Below are 19,743 nucleotides of genomic sequence, written 5' to 3' on the forward strand. Positions count from 1 at the left end.
ACATGTTACATCATAATATGCCGGACAGCAACCTTAATTATCAGTCAGTACTGCAACAACTCCCGAATATAAAACCAAAAATCCCAGGATCACCGCAATCGTATCAGCAGAGTGAAAATCAATATTAAAGATCATCCCACCGACAATCATTACCTCCAGTGTTACGATCAGTCCCAGAATTACTGCCATTGTTCTGGAAAGCTTGCGGCTTTCTTTTTTTCCTGTTCTATGTGTGGTGCTTGCTGTATTTGTCATCTCATTGTCCTCCTCAGTCTTGTACCGAACATATTTTCCGAACATATATTCGCTTTCAAGTATCATACCACACCTTATCCTAAAATGGAAGTACTTTTCGAACATTTGTTTGTAAAAAATAACTGTCATGTTAACTCCTTAAGCTCTACTTAAGTTCCTTAACATGACAGTCCCCTATATTACTTACATAAACTGGGCAAACACAGATGCTCCTATAACGGTCAGCAGACCGGCTACTGCAATTGCAAGACTGCTCATGGCGCCTTCTATTTCACCCAACTCCATCGCCTTGGCAGTACCAATGGCATGGGCAGAAGTTCCAAGTGCCAGTCCCTTAGCGATGGGTTCTTCTATATGTGCCAGTTTGATCACAGTCTCTGCGATCATATTTCCCAGAACACCGGTAATGATAATAACTGCAACTGTAATCGTTACTATACCACCCAATTCCTCGGAAACGCCCATTCCGATGGCAGTAGTAATGGACTTCGGAAGAAGTGTTACATACTGCTCATGGCTCAGACTGAACAGCTTTGCAAGAATCAGCACACTGACCAGACTGGCAAGTACACCGGAAACAATTCCAATGATTACGGCTTTCAGATTCTTTTTCAGAAGTTCCATCTGCTGATACAACGGAACTGCCAGACAGACCGTTGCAGGCGTGAGCAGGTAGCTGATATACTGACCGCTCTGATTATAGGTGTCATAATCAATATGCAGTAAACAAAGCACCGCTATTACTGCAATAATCGCAATCAGAAGCGGATTAAAAATTGCCATCTTAAATTTTCTTTTCAAAAGAAGTCCTGCCTCATATGCGATCAGGCTGATCGCTGCGCCAAAAAACAGGGAATTACTCATAAATTGTGTCATGATCTTTTCTGTCCTTTCTTTCTGTCCCTACGAATAACTGCCTGTGTGACACGACCTGTCACAACCATTACCACAACTGTAGTGATCACTGTGATCAGAATGATCGGCACACATACCGGTTTCAGTATGCCCCAGGCTGTCAGTAATCCAACACCTGCCGGAATAAACATAACCGGCATAATCTCTATGAGAAATTCAGATGCTTCTTTAACCTGTTCCAGCTTGATAATGTGTGTTCCCAGTGCGATCAGCATGATCACCAGTCCGTACACACTTGCAGGTACAGGAAGCGGAATCAGGACATGTAATGCCTCTCCCATTGCAGATAACAGTAAAATAACCCAAAATTGTCTTACGTATTTCATTTCCAGTCTCCTCTAATTGTCGTTTCCCTAGGATTCAGAAACATTTATCCGTTATTGGTCTAACCAATCTCGGTTCGTTACGTTTTTTTATTATAACGTATTCAAAATAAATTGCAAGGCTGTTTCTGCTGAAATCCCGGAATTTCACATTCTCTAAGTAGTATGTTTTCCAAAAAATACAAAAAAGCTTCTGCAAATCCTATTGTTTTGCAAAAGCTTTTTTCATCATCTTATGACATTTAAAAAAAATGATACAGAAAATGCATTTTTATCACCTGATCATACAGTGGTAAGCAGTGCCTCCATATCACCTTCCAGCTCATACTCGCCGGAACCTGCTGTGATAAAGATACTGTCACCCTTCTTCACTTCCATAGTCTGGCCGCTTGCAGTGATCTTACCTGAACCACTCATAACCAGTACACTTACGAAAGAAGTGCCGTCAGCTTCTCCTGTCAGTTTCTTTCTTCTCAGTCCGTCCAGGATCACTTTGTCTACTGTGAAATATTCGCAGGATGCAACGTGTGGTCCGAAATCCCTGTCAGTAGCTGCAGGCTCACGTTTTGTCACCTGGAGAGCCTTGTCTACATGAAGTTCTCGCTCTTTTCCGTCCGGTCCTTTACGTCCATAGTCATAAACACGGTATGTAACATTGGAATTTTGCTGGATTTCAGCGATCAGGCTTCCTGCTCCGATGGCATGGATGGTGCCCGGATCAATAAAAAGTACGTCACCCTTATGGATTATTACTTTATTCAGAACATCTGTGAGAGTATGATTGCGGATACGTTCCTCGAATTCTTCTTCAGAGACTTCTTTTGCAAATCCGTAGAAAAGGCTTGCCCCTTCTGCCGCATCCATCACATACCACATCTCGGTTTTTCCATACTGCCTTTCATTTTTCAGTGCGTAAGCATTGTCCGGATGTACCTGAATGGAAAGATCTTTTTTCGCATCAATAAATTTGATCAGAACCGGAAACTGCTCGAAGGACTGGCAGTCAGTTCCCAGAATCTCTTTCCCGTTTTCATCAATATACTGCTGCAGAGTTTTCCCTGCATATTCTCCGTTTACAATATAACTTGGTCCGTCCGGATGACAGGAAAGCTCCCAGGACTCTGCCAGAGGATCCCTGTCATATTCAATCCCAAACTCTGTTCTTAATCTTGTGCCGCCCCAGAGATAATCTTTACAGCTTGGTTTTAATTTAAAAATTGCCATTTGTAAATTTCCTCCATTTACTTCAGGCACGCCTGAGAGATTCTCCTGCGTGCCCTTTTTCTTTTCTATCTGTCTACTATTTTACTTAGCCAGACAGATATTTCAAGTTTTTTATGTAATTAAAGTTCCACAACAGCCTTGGATAATGCTTCCAGTTTTTCTTCAGCATCCTGTGCGTCTGCGCCTTTCACGCCTGCATAGTATTTAATCTTCGGCTCTGTTCCGGATGGTCTTACACAGAACCATGCACCATCCTCCAACTCAAAGTACAGTACATTGGATTCCGGAAGTGTCAGTGCAGAAATTTCGTCTGTTACGATATCTGTGCGTACGCTCTTCTTATAATCCTCAAGCGCAGTTACCTTGAACGGACCAACCTGTTTCGGAGGCTGATTTCTCAGCGCATCCATCAGACCATCAATTTTTGCTTTTCCTTCTGCTCCAGGGAAGGTCTGGAAGAAAAGGCTTTCTTTATAGAATCCGTATTTCTGATACAGCTTCTCCATCTGCTCGCAGAGAGTGATTCCTTTTGATTTATAGTAAGCTGCTGCCTCGCAGAGAGCCATAACAGCTACAACTGCATCTTTGTCTCTTGCATGGGTACCTTCCAGACAGCCGTAGCTTTCTTCGTATCCGAAGAGGAATTCATGGTCGTGATTCTGCTCGAAGAATTTGATCTGCTCACCAATGTATTTGAATCCTGTCAGTGTCTCGATCAGTGCCACATTGTATTCTTTCGCAATAGCTCTTGCCATTTTTCCGGAAACAATCGTAGTTACAACAGCACCATTCTCAGGAAGCATACCCAGTTCTTTTCTCTGGGAAAGGAGATATTCCAGGATCAGCATTCCGGACATATTTCCTGTAAAACTTTCATACTCGCCGGTTTTCTCATTCTTTGCATAAATTCCAAGTCTGTCTGCATCCGGGTCAGTAGCCAGAACAATGTCTGCATCCACTTCTGCCGCAAGCTTCAGAGCCAGTGTAAATGCGTTCTTATCCTCCGGGTTCGGATAGCTTACTGTCGGGAAATCTCCGTCAGGAAGTTCCTGCTCTTTTACTACATAAACATTGTTAAATCCAAGTTCTTTCAGTACACGTCTTACCGGAATGTTTCCTGTTCCGTGAAGAGGTGTATAAACGATCTTCAGCTTGTCTGCCTGCTCTTTGATGGCTTCCGGGCGGAGAACCAGTTTCTTAAGAGCTTCCATATATTTATCATCAATTTCTTCACCGATCACTTCATAAAGACCGGCTGCCTTTGCATCTTCTTCAGACATAGTCTTCACCTGAGCAAAGTCTGTGATTGCCTGAACTTCTGTAATAATCTGTTTATCCTTAGGAGCTGTGATCTGTGCGCCGTCCTCCCAGTAAACTTTGTATCCATTGTACTGTGGCGGATTGTGGCTTGCAGTTACAACCACACCTGCTGTGCAGCCTAACTCACGAAGTGCGAAGGAAAGCATTGGTGTGGGACGAAGGGACGGGAAAATATATGCCTTAATTCCGTTTGCTGCCATGCACAGAGCTGTCTCTTTTGCAAATTCCGGTGACATATGTCTGGAATCAAAAGCGATGGCAACACCCTTAGCCTGAGCATTCTCTTTGATGATAAAGTTTGCCAGACCCTGAGTTGCTTTTCTTACTGTATAAATGTTCATACGGCTAGTGCCGGCACCCAGGATTCCTCTCAGTCCGCCTGTACCAAATTCAAGATCTTTGTAAAATCTCTCTTTGATCTCCTGAGGATCATCTGCGATGGCTTTTAACTCGGCTCTTGTATCTGCGTCAAAATACTCATCCTCACACCAGCGCTGATAGGTATTGTTCATGATCAGTTCGCAGCGCTGTTTTACACAGTCAGGGGAACGATGAGGATCTCTTGGTGTGTTGAACAGATAATCTTCCAGTTTGTCAATCGTAGTAGTTGCAACATGCATTCTGGTATCGCAGGAAGCATAATAGATGTAAACATCTCCGTTCGCCTTTGCAATAGCGCCGTTTGTAAATACTACATTGGAAACATCTCCGACTCTCTCTTTTCCAAGTGGTACAAGAAATACACCGGATGGTTCAGCGATCACTTTGGAAGGATCATTCAAATCTGTTCCGAATACATAGAGGACATAACGAAGTCCTGCCGCTGTATTTCTTACACCGTGAGCAATATTGATCCAGCATTTCTTACCTCTGATCGGCACTGCACCTGCACCGTTCTTGGACTCTGTCAGAGTATGATAAATTCTCTTGCTGATAATCTTCTCTTCATCGATCACTGCATGTTCGATATCATCACAGAGACCAAATCCGATTCCTCCGCCGCTTCCTGTTTCAATAAAACCGTCCATAGGCCGTGTGTAGAATGCATATTTTCCGTCTACAAATTCCGGATGAAGAACTACATTTCTCTGCTGCGGGGAATGAAGTGTTTTCAGATTATCAAGGCGCTCCCATGTCTTAAGGTCTTTTGTTCTTACGATACCTGCTTCTGCAACTGCTGCGGAAAGATCCGGATTTGTTTTATCCTTGCTCTCAGAACAGAATACACCGTAAATCCAACCATCTTCATGTTTGGTCAGACGCATGTCATATACGTTTGTTTCTTCCGGGCAGGTATCCGGAAGCTGTACCGGATAATCCCAGAAATGGAATCCGTCGATTCCTGTATCGCTCTCTGCTACTGCAAAGAAAGATTTACGGTCATTTCCCTCTACGCGGACAACCAGATAATATTTTCCGTTCAGCTCAATAGCACCGGAATTCATCACTGCATTGATTCCGAGACGTTCCTGAAAATTGGGGTTTGTCTTCGGATTCAGGTCATATCTCCATTCAACCGGCGCAAATTCTCTTGTCAGTACCGGATACTCATAACGATCATAAATTCCATTATAAAAATCTGTTTTCTGATTTTTTCTTGCGATCAGTTTTTCTACTTTCGCTTTTTCAACGTAATACTGTTTATTCAGCATTTTTCATCCTCCTTATTACTTCCATACACATACGCCCGTTGTGATACGGGCATTTCCATGGTTCTACAATAGGTCCGTCTCCAGGTGTGTGGTCTTCCTTTACATACCAGAACCACTCAGAACCTTCTCTTGGATCCAACATATAAGTTTTAATATAATTCCATTCATCCTCTGCTGCCTGTAAATATTCCTTTTTCTCCGGATCCTTCTGATATCTGTTCAGGAAGCCGATCACTGTCTCTGCCTGCACCCACCAGATTCTCCTCGTATCATTGACCCCGTTTTCACATTCATTCATCAGAGAATGATCCACAAAAGCTCTGTGATAAATATTTTCTGCAATCTCTGTTGTGATCGGTGTGATCTTCGCGGTATATTTTTCATCATCCAGTACTTCCAGACCTCTGTCCATCAGCCAGGAAGTCTCTATGTCATGTCCATAGGAATACAGATCAATCAGACTGTTCCAGGTTCTGTCAAAAAATACTTCCTGTCTGCCAAGTTCTTTGTTATATACCTTATCTGCAAAAAGATCCATCATAAAACGAATCCTGTCTCCTGTAAACGGATCCTTTGTCACACGGTACAATTCTGTATAAGCCTCAAAAACATGAAGCAGGGTATTCATCGTTTTCTCTGCAATAATACCATTCTCAGAAAGCTTGTCATTTTCTTCCGGCTCAAATTTGCGGTTAAAAGCTTCCAGATATCCATACTCATCCGTACATCTGTCCTCGATCACCTTCTGAAGACCTCTGGCAATCTCCAGTGCTTCCTTGTTTCCTGTTGCATCATAATAGGAAGAGAGAGCATAAATTGCGAATGCCTGATTATAGGTATGCTTCGTTGTATCTGACGGTTTCCCGTCATAAGTGACTGACCAGAACATGCCGCCATATTCTCTGTCCAGACATTTCTCCTTCAGAAATGCATATGCATGATCTGCATCCTCTTTCAGTTTTTCTTCTCCAAGTGTCATATAGGCATTGGCAAAAAACCACAGGATTCTGCTGTTTAAGATACATCCCTTTTCATAATCCTTTTGCACCTTAAGGTCATAACCCATGTAACCATAAAAACCGCCGTATTCTTCATCCCTCAGGTTTTCCCAGAAAGGAATCAGCTTCTGTGTTAATTCCTCTTCGATTTCCTTCACAAATGTACCCATTTTTCTCCTCCTGTCATTCTGTTCCGTGATACAGTCCTTACATTTATTTCTGCCTTCATTTTACTAGCTCATAGAAATCTTTGTTTCTGTTTTACTAATTTGATTTTACCATCATTAACTTAATTATCAATCTTTAATTGCTTAAAAACAAAGGTTTGTAAAAAGTACAAATATTTAAGTTTTATTTTTGTATATTTATCACAATAAAAAAGCTCACAGGCAAACCACTTTTCTTGATTTTCCTGCAAGCTTCAATTATTAATATTTAATTTTTAACAGCTTGTTTTTATGTTCTATATTTAATTTTATATTTAGTTTTCAAATTTCCGCTAAATCTTTTTCCGTACACTTTCCTTCTCTACAATCTTTCCGGAAACAACGCTCAGACCTCGTCCCGAAGCAGGGTTCTTAATCTGTTTTAATGCCTTTTCCAGTGCAACCTTCACCATTACCTGGGTATTTACCTCATAACTGGTAATTTTTTTATCAGGAAATCCCGGATACAGATAATTGTCAAATCCAACTACTGAAATATCTTCCGGTACACGATATCCCTGTTTTTCCAGTTCCACGATCAAATTTCCGGCTGTAAGGTCACAGTTGCATACAAAGGCTTCCGGCATATGTTCCGGCAGCTTAATATTTATAGAAACACCTTTCTCATCACGATCTTCGATCAGCCATTCTTCCGGCAGAACCTGTCCATGTTCTAACTGTGCTTTATAAAAACCACAGTAACGGTCCATGATACTGCTGGTCACATGAATAGAACCAACATACGCCATCTTTGTAAATCCCTGTTCAAACAGATATCCTGTCATCAGGTACATTCCATAGAAATTATCTGCAATAACTGCATCTTTAGCCAGCTCTTTGTCATAGAAATCCAGAAATATTACCGGCACATCAGTATGTTTCTTCATAAAATGAATATATTCCCTGCTGATTTCCCCCATTACGATCAGAGCATCCACGGTATGTTCTTCCTGAATTCTCGGAAGGATAAAATTCTCCTCCATATCCTGCTTCAGTATTTCCACTGCAGCCATGCAATTCTTATCAGTAGCAACCAAAGCAAGCTCCTGATACATTTTCCAGTAAAAAGTAGTATATGTAGCCAAATATCTCTCAGAAATAATAACACCGATATTGCGCAGGCCACCTTTATTTCTTTCACGTTTGGCTGCTGCCGTCATCTGATGATAACCCAGCTCATCTGCCACCTTTTGGATTTTCTCCCGCATCTCATCACTAACGCCCTTATTGCCGGCCAGAGCATTATGAACAGTTACTGTACTGACTCCTACCTTTGCGGCAATATCAGCCATTCTTACTTTTCCCATTACATTATATGTCCTTTCTTATCCCCTTTACTCAGTCACTTTCACAAAATGATACAGTTTACTTTTAAAGTCTCCCCAGAATCCTTTCACAAGGAAACCACACTTCATCAACATCTCGCCTGTATATTTCTCTTCGGTTCCCTCAAGTGCATAGACAGCTTCCGTATCAAATCCCTGCAGGAAGATTCTTCTACTATGGGCATTGGGCGTGCTGAGTACATGCACATAAGTTACCAGAACTTCGCTCTTATCTTTTGCAGCTACTGCCCAGCAGTCATACAGATGATTCTCTCTGTAGGAAGCGATTCTGTAGTAGTCACCCTCACGTACCAGTTCATGATATTTGTGGTACATCTTTGTCTGCTCTGGGATCATCTTTCTGTCTTCTTCCGGAATCTTTGTCACATCCAGTTCGTATCCAAAGGTACCTGCCAGTGCCACATGTCCTCTTGTCTCGAAGGGCGTCTCCCTGCCAACTGTATGGTTCGGGCAGTCGCTGACATGAGCGCCCATGGTAGATAACGGATAGATCAGAGAAGTTCCTTCCTGGATCATCAGACGCTCGATGGCATCTGTGTCATCAGAACACCAGATCTGTGGACTATAGTATAACATACCCGGATCGAAACGTGCACCGCCTCCGGAGCAGTTTTCCAGAAGGAGATCAGGAAATTCTGTAACCAGTCTCTCCTGCAGTGCATAAACCCCCAGAACATAACGATGGAAAAGTTCCTGCTGCTCTTCCGCTCCCAGATAAGTGCTTCCCAGGTCACTTAACTGACGGTTCATATCCCATTTCACATAAACAATATTTGCACTCCTTAAGATAGAAGCCACGCTTTCATATACATAATCCAACACTTCCGGCCTGGAAAGATCAAGGACGTACTGCTGCCTACTCTGTGTTGCTTCTCTTCCAGGAATCTGGATTGCCCATTCCGGATGCGCCCTATAAAGATCAGAGTTAGGAGAAATCATCTCCGGCTCAAACCAGATACCAAACTCAAGGCCGATCTTGTTTACTTCATCTACCAGATATTTCAGTCCGCCTGTGATCTTGTCTGTGTTAACTTTCCAGTCACCAAGAGAACAGTTATCGCTGTTTCTCACGCCAAACCAGCCGTCATCCATAACCAGCATCTCAATACCGCAGGACTTCGCTTCTCTTGCGATATCTAACAGTTTATCAGTATTAAAATCAAAGTAGGTGGCTTCCCAGTTGTTGATCAGAATTGGTCTCTTCTTATGAAGATATTTGCTTCTGATCATGTGGCTTCTGTAGAAATCATGATAACTTCTGGTCATTTCTCCCAGGCCTTCATGAGAATAAGTCATAACAACTTCCGGTGCCTGGAATTCCTCTCCAGTTCTCAGAATCCAACCAAATTCCTCTTTATTAATACCCATTACAGCACGCACAGAATCAAACTGGTTTAACTCTGCCTGTCCGATAAAGTTTCCGGAATATACGAAATGCATTCCGTAAACTTTACCCTGCTGCTGAGTTGTTCCCGGTGTCACCAGTGCCAGGAACGGATGCTCCTGATGGCTGGACTCTCCTTTTGTGGAAGATACCATCTGTTTTCCGTAGCGGAGTGGTCCTTGCTGGATATGACGTTCTCTCGCCCAAGAACCATGGAGTGTCAACATCTCGAAATTCTCATTGTCCATGTCCAGACATGCACTGTAGATTTTCTCAATTTTAAGCTTCTGAGCTCCCTTATTAATTAAACGTACACTTCGGGTAATTACATTTTCCTTCTCAAATACAGAATAGCTCAATACCACCTGCAGTCCCAGAACCTCATCCTCACAAAGAATATCCAGTGTCTGTACCTCATCCTCTGTGCCAAAAGATGCCGGAAGTCCTTTGAGAGCTTTTTTACCATTATAAATTTCATGGGAAACATAGTGTATCTCGCATCCCATCTGTCCTGCTTCCTTACGCACATTCAGGCAGCTTTCACGGTAATCTCCGATTCCTCCTGTGGGATATTCCATTGGAAAGCTGTCCAAGAAGGAAGATTTCTCTCTCTTGTTTACAAATGGTGTGTACGGAGGCTCCTCCATACGCAGCATGTAATTCTCTGCAGCTCTATATAACCGATCTCCGTAATAAATATGTCCCAGATATCCTTCCGGAGTTAATCCCATTAAGTAAGTACTTGTTTCCGTATCCAGACGGAAGATTTTCTTGTCTTCATTAAACTGAACAGCCATTTCTGCTCCTTTCTGTCATGCACCCACTGTGCTCATCGCTTCCGCAATACTTTGATTTGCAGGTTCCTGTCTTTGATTTTAGTATACTTAATAATTAATTTTCAGTCAACTTAATGATTTAAGTTCTACAAACTTACCAAAAACAAAGTGGAAAAACTGACAGATAGAACAAAATAAAAACTTCTTTTCGAAAACTCATGATTGATTTTCAAAAAGAAGTTTTGCTCTGATATTTATACTACTTTTTCGGAATCATGGCAACCTTTTTCCACTGATAGGTTCCATTATCGACTGTCATTACTGCCATGGTAATCTCCTGGTCGAAGCGTCTGGGGCCGCAGCTTCCCGGGTTTAGCCATAGACGGTTGTCTATCATTTTTTCAAAGTATTTATGGGTGTGTCCGAAGATGACTACCTGTGTGTCTTTTAAGTCCCAGTCCACATCTTTTTTATTGTGGGTCATGAAAAATTTTACCCCTTCTATGGTGAAGTGTAAGGTTTTCGCCATTCCTTCTGCCCAGTCCTTGTCGTTATTTCCGCGGACTGCATAGATGGAGCCCATCATACGAAGTGTATCCAGGATTTCCGGTTTGTTTACGTCACCTGCGTGGATAATGCAGTCACAGTCTTTTAAGATTTCCAGTATTTCCGGTCTGAGCAGACCATGGGTATCTGAGATAATTCCTATTTTCTTCATATATTATTTCCTCACCGATTATTCTCTTATAGGCAGTTTTCTAATTTCATCATTCCATGTTTAATTTTCATCAAACAGTTGTATTTTTCCATATTCACCATCATAACCCGGAATTCTGTTCACATTTCCGGTTCTTACATTCTCAATTCCTTCTGCAATCCGTTCTCCTGCACAGGATTTAATATCTTCTGACGGTACGTTTCGCAGAATGTCGAATTCTGTTCCCAGTGTCTGAATCATCTGTTCAAAACACCCCTGCACTTTCTTACTTGCAGTGGAATATCCCATACATGCAGAGATTACTTCCGGCAGAGGTACAAGGCTTTCATATTTCTTACCATCTTCTTTCACAAATCCTTCCGCTCTGTCTGCAAGCTGCTCTACTCTGTGATCTACACCCATGGTCAGCTTCTTTCCACAGACAGGACAGATTCCACCAAGACGTTCTGCTTCCACAGGACTTAATGATATACCACACTTTCGGTGGCCATCGAAATGATATTTCCCCTCTTCAGGAAAAAATTCTACTGTTCCTTCCAGTCCTTGGCCAGTCTGAATTGCCTGATAAAGTCCCTCATAGGAACAGTCAATATCCAACAGATTCGCCTCACGTCCCAGCTTAGACGGAGAATGTGCATCTGAATTGGATACAAGTTGATAGCGGTCCAGTTTGGAAATTCTCCAGTTCATAGCCGGGTCAGAGGAAAGTCCGGTTTCCAATGCATGCACATACGGTGTCAGTTCCTCGAAACATTCCTCTACAGAATCAAATCCTGATTTCGCACCTAATACAGAGAAATGGGGTGTCCAGATATGAGCCGGGATCAGAATTCCTTCCGGGCATACATCCAGCATCATTTCCAGGAGATCATGACTGTCCAGACCCAGAATCGGGCGGCCGTCAGAGTGAATATTTCCGATTTTCTCCAGACGCTGTGCCATAGCATCTGCTGCCTCCAGACTTGGAAGCAAAATCACATTGTGTACTTTTCTGGTCTTTCCGTTTTTCTTATAAATAGAACTGATTTCCCCGGAAACAACAAAGCGTGTTCCTTCTCCCGGAAATTTCCGGCTATCTTCTTTTACATATTCATCTCTGAGACGATACAGGCCGTTTCCCTCTGAAACAAGTCTCTCCTTCAGTTCTTCTCTCCATACCGGATGCGTGAAATCACCTGTTCCAATCAGAGAAATTCCTTTCTTTCTCGCCCAGAAATCCAGATTCTCAGGCGTACCTTCTTTACTTGTCGCCATGGAAAATCTGGAATGAATGTGCAGATCAGCTATTGTTTTCATTATTCATTATAACCTCCATCCATTCTCTTTCAGCCATAACTTGTACGTTTCATACTCCGGCATTACTTTTTCGACCTCGTCCCAGAATGCCTTCGAATGATTCATCTCTTTCAGATGGCAGAGTTCATGTATCACTACATAATCCAGCACTTCCGGCGGTGCAAGTATCAGTTTCCAGTTAAAATTCAGATTCTTCTCACTGCTGCAGCTTCCCCATCTCGTTTTTTGCTCTCTGATGGTGATATTGCGGTAAGAAACGCCCATGAGTCTGGCAAAATAAGAAGCCCTTCTGGTAATTGTTTCTTTCGCTTTTCGTATATAGACATTCCGTTTTGCCTCGCTCAGATCTGCACTCAATGGCTTCTCTTCCCTGTATTCTTTTGTCCGTTCCAGACATCCCAGAACCCACTCCTGCTTCTGGTTTACAAATCTTTTGATCCGCGGCAGACCTGTACGGAGCGGTGCACGGACAATCACATTTCCGTCCCTGCGTACCTCCAGAGTCATGGTTTTTCTGGCACTTCTTATGACCTGATATTCAAATTCTCCGCAGGTGAATTTCTCCTGATTATTTTTTGTTTCGAATTCTCTCATCCATATATTTCTCCATCTCTGTTGCCAGAATGTCCATCTTTTCCTGTGTTTCCGGTAATGCATAGGGAACTCTGTCCTTAATCCGTTTCACATAATCATGTTCACGCATAATCTCATAGGTTTCTGGGAAATTGATATCATAATACTGTGCAATATAGGAAATCCAGTAGTCCACTTTCGAAACCCTGTCTGAAGATAATACAGATTCCCTTGCCATACAGGACTCCCACACCTTTGGTGCGATCACTCCTTCACCGACACCCTTCGCATCCACTCCCAGAAGTGTTTCCATGGACTCTTCCAGCTTTACTCTGCAATTATCCAGCTTGTCTGCATCCCGAATTAATTTTGCATGAAGCAGAGTTCTCTCATCCGTAATTCCTTCCAGTTTGAAGTCACTGTGCTTCTCAATCGCAGTGCAGATCAGACTGTCAAACCTGTCATCCTTCACAAATCTGCGGATCATTTTCTCCGGTCCGAACAGAAGCTGTGCTCCATATGCTGCATGCTCCATAGTTCCCGGTTCAAAGCTGTCAAATCTCCTGATCTGTTCAAATCTGCCAATATCATGGAGCAATCCGATTACCTTTGCCAGTTGTACATCTTCCTCTGTTAATCCCATACGGCGGGCAATGTCTTCTGCAGCATCAACCACTCCATAAGTATGTACGATTTTCAGATGAATCTTATCATCCGCTCTGTCATATTCATCCAGATATGCTTCAAAAGCAGCTTTCGCTGCATCAAAATCTCTTGTTAAGTCTAATAATTTATCCATTATTATAATCCCTTCTTTATTCCTATTTAGACTACTTTACACAAAAACAACTAATATATACTTTGCATAAATTATAAGGGCTTTATCCAAAGAATTACATTTTCTCAACCATTATTTTCTGCTTCCATATACCTTTTCTCACAATCATAAGATATACCTGAAACGATATGGAATCACAGTCATAAATGAAAGGTTCTTCTCTGTAGATCAGAGTCTGAACATTCTCTGCTTCCAATTCTTCTTTTCTTCGTTCCGCTTTTTTCATCAATTCATGCAGATACTTATTCTGTTTCCTGCCAAAATCTCTATCCGGATAGACCGAAGCTGCTTCCCTGATTTTTTCTCCCAACAGAGTAACCACCGGTAAATGACTTCTCTTACAAAGCATTCCTGCAATTTTTCTGGCATTTGACATATCCGGATTTATTTCATATCGTCTGAGCATTTTTCCCATTTTTTCATCTCCCGCTTCCGTTGCCAGTTCCTGCATAACTGCCAGTGCTTCCGCCGTTACCTCCCATGGGTTGTCCACCGGAACAATATACTTCTCCGGTACTGCCGGATAAAAAAGATAATTTAACGGTGGGAAATCACGCAGCATTGCCAGCTTTCGTTCCTGTTCAGTGCAATATTCTTCTCCCAGATACTCATATTTATCACGCAATATAGCGATCTGATACTCCATTACCCTGAGATTTTCATATCCCTTCACCCAGAAATGTCCCAGCTCTCCATAATTATACAAATGTGTTTCCAGCAAAATATCTTCAAAAAATACAGTAAACACATTCCGCCCCTGATGAACCACCAGAATATACTCTGCCTCACATAAATCCCTGTCTGCCTTCTCTAAAGAGCCTTCAAATTCCCCTTCATAATCCCTGACATAATTTCCTGTCATCCTGGCATTTTTCAAAACCAGAAAGCTCTCCACCGCATCATTCATCAGGTAGATCAGACGTAGCTCTCCACTCTCTGTCTGTCCGGTAAAACCGTCCGGAATATCCACAAACTCACACAGTTCCTGCTCCAGAAGCAGATTTAATTTTTCAAAATTGTCTTCCATTGTTACTCCCCTGTAGGATCATTTTGTTCTTCAGAAGCTCCTACTTTATTTCCAGGTAACTTTTCCACCTTTTATATTCATAGTAAACACTTTATCACAACGGAGTCTGATGTCTATACAAAAATTTAGCTGATTATTGTATGGCTGTCAATCCCCTGGACTTTTTTTAATTACTGGCAGCAAACAAGGGGCTGTTTTTCAGGACAGCCCCTTGTTCTTCATTTCCATATCCGTTTTAGTTTATTCTTCCATTTCCACTTCCAGTACATAGTCTACCGAATCCGGTAATACAGGGTCCGGTCCCAGGTCTACAAATGCAATGTCAGGGTAATCACTGTGTACCCATGCTGTAGACAGAGGAACTTCATGTCCGTCAGCCAGTGAACGTACTTTCACGATCTTATTCTTGTCAAATCCGATCAATGGCAGAGGACCTAATGTGTTCTCATAAATATGTACATAATATTTATTACCCTTTCTGGTGACACGTCCATAATCCGGTTTCGGGATATCATTTGCAGGAACACATCCATAAATACTGTCATGATTATATTTCATCCAGCGTCCGATCTCAGCCAGGATATCAGAAGATTCCTTCGGGAATTTACCCTTTGCATCAGGACCTACGTTCAGGATCATATTTCCGCCCTTGGAAACACATTCTACCAGCTTTTTGATCAGCATGGAAGCCGGTTTGTAATAATGATCATTTGCACAGTATCCCCAGTTATTGTTCATTGTAAAGCATGCTTCCCATACCATAGGATCGCCGTTTTTATCACAGATACCTTCCGGCGGAATAATCTGTTCAGGGCTTACAAAATCACCATGATATGGCTTCGGATCACATTCATACAGAGAGCCCCTTCCCTCGCCGCTTACTTCCAGACGGTTATCAATGATAACTCCCGGCTGTAATCTGCGGACCATATCGATCAGTCTTGTTGCACCCCATTTCTCACCTCTCATATCATCATAGGAGAAGTCAAACCAGATAATATCGATCTTTCCATAATTTGTACAGATCTCCTCTACCTGATTGTAGAGATATTCTGTGTAACGTGAAAAATCTCTGTTCTCATTACTGCATTCAGGATGATTTCTCATAGGATGGATCCTGTCTCCGTACTGTGGATAGTCCGGATGATGCCAGTCAAGTAATGTGAAATAGATTCCCACTTTCAGTCCTTCTTCTCTGAGTGCTTCCACATATTCACTGATCAGATCTCTTCCTGCAGGTGTATTTGTTGCCTTATAATCTGTATATTTACTGTCAAATAAGCAGAATCCATCGTGATGCTTTGCTGTCAGGACCACATATTTCATTCCTGCTTCTTTTGCTTCTTTTGCCCACTGCTTCGGGTTATAATCCCTTGCATCAAACTCTTTCATAAAAGGAAGATATTCTTCCTCCGGAATTTCCTCTGTACTGCGTACCCACTCTCCTCTTGCAGGGATAGAATATAATCCCCAGTGGATAAACATTCCAAAACGTGCTTCCTGATACCATTTCATACGTGCTTCATATTCTTCTCTGTTAAACTGATACATAATCTATATCTCCTGTATTCATATGATTATTTAACCTTCTGCTCCGGATCTGTATCTGCCGGACAGCCTTGCTGCTCACCCGATTTTTGTCATCACATCAGTCTGAGCAGCATATCTCCGGTTCCCACATTATAACCGCTGGTCGCATAGATTCCATTGAGACTTCCATTGGTCACAATGATCAACGGAAGTTTATCCGGATCTACATACATACGTCTTCCAAGGGTATTGATGATCTCTGAAAAATCATCATAATAAATCTGAACGTTCTTCAGTTTTTTCAGGGCCTTTGACAGTGTAGGAGTTTCCAGAGCATCCTTGCTTCTCACTACAAAAATAATCTTCTCTGCATATCCTGCAAAAGCTTCTTCCTGCTCCATCATTTCATTCAGGATATGTTCTGTAGGTTCTTTCTCTTCTTCCAGGAATGCAAGGATATGCTTTCCATCGGCAGTAAGCTCTGAAGCTTTTACTGTACTTCCATCTTCTCTTCTCAGAGTAAATTCCGGCATGGAAATATTCTCCAACATATCTTCCAGATCTGCCTCTCTTAAAACCAGATCTATCTCTTTTGTCTCTCCAGGCTGGATCTCAAAATGATATTCATTTGCAAACATATTTCCATTTGGAAGTCTGTTTGAAGTAAGGATTCTGTACTTTCCGGATTCCAGTGGCAGATTCATATGCTGGTTTTCAAATGCCTCTGTACCCAGTTTCAGAGACACATATCTGCCATTTTCCAGTTTTGCAATACTCCAATTCTGGAAATATTTCCATTGTGTATCTTCTCCCGATTTCAGGATCAGAGTACTGTTCTTCTCTGTCTTTGCAAGTACGGGAACAAACTTTTCGTTTTCCATATATTCCATGGAACGGTCATGAGGGTTCAGACGTGCCGGAACTCCCAACGTTCTTGCCATTGCAACAAAAAGGATTTTCTTTGACAGGAAGCTTCCTGTACAGGTATTAAGACATCCTGCAGGTGTTGTGATCACACTTGAACGTTCTTTCTCAGGTCTGGAAACAACAGCTTTCTCCACCAGCTTCCAGATTTGGGATGGATCATTTCTCAGCTCCTGCTTCTCATCTCTGGAAAATTTGTTCTTTATCTCTCTTCTGTATTTCTGAAGGACCTCATCATCCACTCTTGGATTCAACACATAAGATACAAATGTATCCCTGTTCATCATACCATGATACGAAATCGCAAGATCCAAGTGCTCTTCAAGAACATCACTGAGACAGTCTGTTCTGTCTTTCTCTGTCAGAACGTTAAGAAGATCCTCTCTGTACGAAGCAGCAACAGCTTTCTCTATTCTGTTTACCTCTTTCTGAAGGAAACGCTCACACTCCGGATTTCTCCAGTTTCTTACCTTCTGCTCTCTGTGTGCATTGGCAGCTGCCAGACGTTTATTTCCTCTTTCCTTCTGTTCAGAATCAGGCATATCTGTATTTACCGGTGCATCATGAGGAGCAAACATATCTGCTGCTGTCCACTTCTCATATCCTGCATTTTCTCCTGCAGTCTGATGCCTCAGACAGATTTCACAGCTGTCCTCTGTCTCTGTGTTCATTGCTTTCTCAGCATGAAGCCATTCTTCGTTACAGCATGCTCTTACAGAAATATGCAGACTTCCAAGACCTGTTGTCAGTACAGCCCTGCCATTCTCGTCTGTTTCTTTCTCTGCAATCGGTGCATACTCAGAATAATTGAGTACCTCAAAGGAAACCTCAGCTCCCTCCACTGGAAGTCCCTGATCATCTTTTACAGATACAGTAATCTCCTTTGTAACTGCATATCTTTTCAGTTCATTCAGCATGGTTACCATGCCATCTCTGCCTATTACTTCACCTTCCGGGATCTTTGTATCAAATATACGGGAATGGATCATCATTGCCCTTGAGGATGCGTTAGTAAACCAGCCTTTATTCAGGATTTCTTCCGGTTCACAGGCTCCCAGGAAATACCATTTACCGTCACACCAGATTTCCACCCACGCATGATTATCATCACAGTGAGACCATTTCGGTGCATATACCTGACGTGCAGGCACACCTACACTTCGCAGTGCATTAACTGTAAAAACAGACTCTTCCCCACATCTTCCATTGCCTCTGCGATATACAGAGAGTGCAGATAAAGTACGGTCATCCGTACAATGATAGGTTGCCTCCTCTGCACACCAGTAGTTCACTTCCAGAGCTGCTTCTCTGAAATTCATTCCCTGTATTCTTGTTCCGATCTCTGTTCGGAAAAAGGTTCTGCAGGGTGCGATCTCTTCTTCATTTACTCTGTGAAACAGTACATAATTCAGAAAAATATCCTCAGGCATATCTGCTATCTGTGGATTCTCTTTCCACAGCTGTACACCGTTTTCAGCATAATCCAGAAATACTTCAAACGGATAGTTTCCAATATCACTGTACGGCATAAATGCATATAAATACTTGCATGCAAGCGCCACCTCTTCTGTACATTTCTGTATTTTTTCATCTATAGACGCAAAAAACCGGGGCAGACTCTTTGTCTGCTCCAGGTAATTCTTTTCAATTCGCTCCCTGTTCTCCTTCAAAAAAATCTTCGGTTCTGCCATCATAATTCCTCCAGAACTTTCTTTGCAGCACGGATACTGTCAACGTCCGTACGCCATATCTCATATTCACTGATCATTGGAAGTCCCATATTAACTCCCTCTTTCCGAAACTGCATCTCACTGTCGATCACATGCTTTCCTGTCATATGGTAAGCCCTTATCCCCGTAAGCGGATAGAGTTGTCGGATCACCTCTGCACCAACACCACTTCCTGCCTGGATCGTAATACGTCCTCTGCTCTTCTCCTGCAGTTCTTTCAGAAGATCTGCTCCCTGCAGACATACATTGCGCTGTCCTGAAGTAAGGATCGTATCAATTCCCAGTGAAATTGCCTGTTCCATAGTTTCCAGCGGATCAACGCACACATCAAAAGCTCTGTGGAGTGTTACTGACATATCCCCTGCAGCCTCCATAAGCTCCTTCATCTGTTCCATGTTTAATGTGCCATCCGGTTTCAGCACCCCAAATACTACACCTTCAGCACCCATTTTTCTGAAATCTTCTACTGCACTCTTTATTATGGAAAACTCCGCATCTGTATAACAGAAATCTCCAAAACGCGGACGGATCAGGGCATGGATCCTGATATCCGAACGCTTTCTTACCTCTTCAAAAAGCCACGGTCCCGGAGTGGTTCCGCCTATTATCAGATTACTGCAAAGCTCCAGTCTGTCTGCACCTCCTGAAGCCGCTGCCATGGCAGATTCCACGGAATCCACACAGGCTTCCAATATGTATTCTTTCACG

At 42.4% G+C, this 19,743-nt stretch carries 15 protein-coding genes and 2 pseudogenes; all 17 read right to left on the bottom strand.

Annotated features, from left to right (window positions below; all coding sequences use genetic code 11):
• Positions 1-33: 33 nt before the first annotated feature.
• The 17 genes and pseudogenes from H8Z82_RS06430 to H8Z82_RS06510 all read right to left on the bottom strand — a co-directional run bounded on the left by H8Z82_RS06430 (position 34) and on the right by H8Z82_RS06510 (position 19,742).
• Complete coding sequence (locus H8Z82_RS06430; RefSeq protein WP_186994619.1) at positions 34-255, bottom strand: hypothetical protein; 222 nt, start codon at positions 253-255, stop codon at positions 34-36.
• Between the two features lie 183 nt (positions 256-438).
• The gene (locus H8Z82_RS06435; protein ID WP_019160499.1) at positions 439-1,131 is read right to left on the bottom strand and encodes an LrgB family protein; all 693 of its coding nucleotides are present in this window, start codon (positions 1,129-1,131) and stop codon (positions 439-441) included.
• The gene (locus tag H8Z82_RS06440; RefSeq protein ID WP_019160498.1) at positions 1,128-1,496 is read right to left on the bottom strand and encodes a CidA/LrgA family protein; all 369 of its coding nucleotides are present in this window, start codon (positions 1,494-1,496) and stop codon (positions 1,128-1,130) included. The genes H8Z82_RS06435 and H8Z82_RS06440 overlap by 4 nt, the downstream gene beginning before the upstream one ends.
• Positions 1,497-1,775: 279 nt before the next feature.
• Positions 1,776-2,717: a type I phosphomannose isomerase catalytic subunit gene (locus H8Z82_RS06445; protein ID WP_186994620.1), complete on the bottom strand. Its 942-nt coding sequence runs from the start codon at positions 2,715-2,717 to the stop codon at positions 1,776-1,778.
• A 119-nt stretch (positions 2,718-2,836) separates the two neighbouring features.
• Entirely contained in the window at positions 2,837-4,549 is a 1,713-nt protein-coding gene (locus H8Z82_RS17890) for a phospho-sugar mutase (protein ID WP_186994652.1), read from the bottom strand.
• A pseudogene (locus H8Z82_RS17895) lies at positions 4,541-5,689 on the bottom strand (glycoside hydrolase family 130 protein); the annotation flags it as partial. The gene H8Z82_RS17890 and the pseudogene H8Z82_RS17895, both read right to left, overlap by 9 nt.
• Complete coding sequence (locus H8Z82_RS06460) at positions 5,679-6,857, bottom strand: AGE family epimerase/isomerase (RefSeq protein ID WP_186994621.1); 1,179 nt, start codon at positions 6,855-6,857, stop codon at positions 5,679-5,681. The gene H8Z82_RS06460 and the pseudogene H8Z82_RS17895, both read right to left, overlap by 11 nt.
• 329 nt (positions 6,858-7,186) lie before the next feature.
• Positions 7,187-8,200, bottom strand: a complete 1,014-nt coding sequence (locus H8Z82_RS06465) for a LacI family DNA-binding transcriptional regulator (RefSeq protein WP_186994622.1) — start codon at positions 8,198-8,200, stop codon at positions 7,187-7,189.
• Between the two features lie 27 nt (positions 8,201-8,227).
• The gene (locus H8Z82_RS06470; RefSeq protein ID WP_186994623.1) at positions 8,228-10,420 is read right to left on the bottom strand and encodes an alpha-galactosidase; all 2,193 of its coding nucleotides are present in this window, start codon (positions 10,418-10,420) and stop codon (positions 8,228-8,230) included.
• A 238-nt stretch (positions 10,421-10,658) separates the two neighbouring features.
• Entirely contained in the window at positions 10,659-11,117 is a 459-nt protein-coding gene (locus tag H8Z82_RS06475) for a metallophosphoesterase family protein (RefSeq protein ID WP_186994624.1), read from the bottom strand.
• A gap of 69 nt (positions 11,118-11,186) precedes the next feature.
• Positions 11,187-12,413, bottom strand: a pseudogene (locus H8Z82_RS06480) (endonuclease Q family protein); the annotation flags it as partial.
• Positions 12,414-12,419: 6 nt separating this feature from the next.
• The gene (locus H8Z82_RS06485; RefSeq protein WP_186994626.1) at positions 12,420-13,007 is read right to left on the bottom strand and encodes a M48 family metallopeptidase; all 588 of its coding nucleotides are present in this window, start codon (positions 13,005-13,007) and stop codon (positions 12,420-12,422) included.
• Complete coding sequence (locus tag H8Z82_RS06490; protein ID WP_186994627.1) at positions 12,982-13,785, bottom strand: HD domain-containing protein; 804 nt, start codon at positions 13,783-13,785, stop codon at positions 12,982-12,984. Before H8Z82_RS06490 ends, H8Z82_RS06485 begins: the two co-directional genes overlap by 26 nt.
• Positions 13,786-13,879: 94 nt before the next feature.
• The gene (locus tag H8Z82_RS06495; protein ID WP_186994628.1) at positions 13,880-14,851 is read right to left on the bottom strand and encodes a DUF3878 family protein; all 972 of its coding nucleotides are present in this window, start codon (positions 14,849-14,851) and stop codon (positions 13,880-13,882) included.
• A 240-nt stretch (positions 14,852-15,091) separates the two neighbouring features.
• The gene (locus H8Z82_RS06500; protein WP_186994629.1) at positions 15,092-16,402 is read right to left on the bottom strand and encodes an alpha-L-fucosidase; all 1,311 of its coding nucleotides are present in this window, start codon (positions 16,400-16,402) and stop codon (positions 15,092-15,094) included.
• A 92-nt stretch (positions 16,403-16,494) separates the two neighbouring features.
• Positions 16,495-18,996, bottom strand: a complete 2,502-nt coding sequence (locus H8Z82_RS06505; protein ID WP_186994630.1) for a transglutaminase domain-containing protein — start codon at positions 18,994-18,996, stop codon at positions 16,495-16,497.
• Complete coding sequence (locus tag H8Z82_RS06510; RefSeq protein ID WP_186994631.1) at positions 18,996-19,742, bottom strand: copper homeostasis protein CutC; 747 nt, start codon at positions 19,740-19,742, stop codon at positions 18,996-18,998. Before H8Z82_RS06510 ends, H8Z82_RS06505 begins: the two co-directional genes overlap by 1 nt.
• Position 19,743 lies beyond the last annotated feature (1 nt).

It is taken from the genome of Blautia difficilis (assembly GCF_014297245.1).
Lineage (GTDB): Bacteria > Bacillota > Clostridia > Lachnospirales > Lachnospiraceae > Blautia_A > Blautia_A difficilis.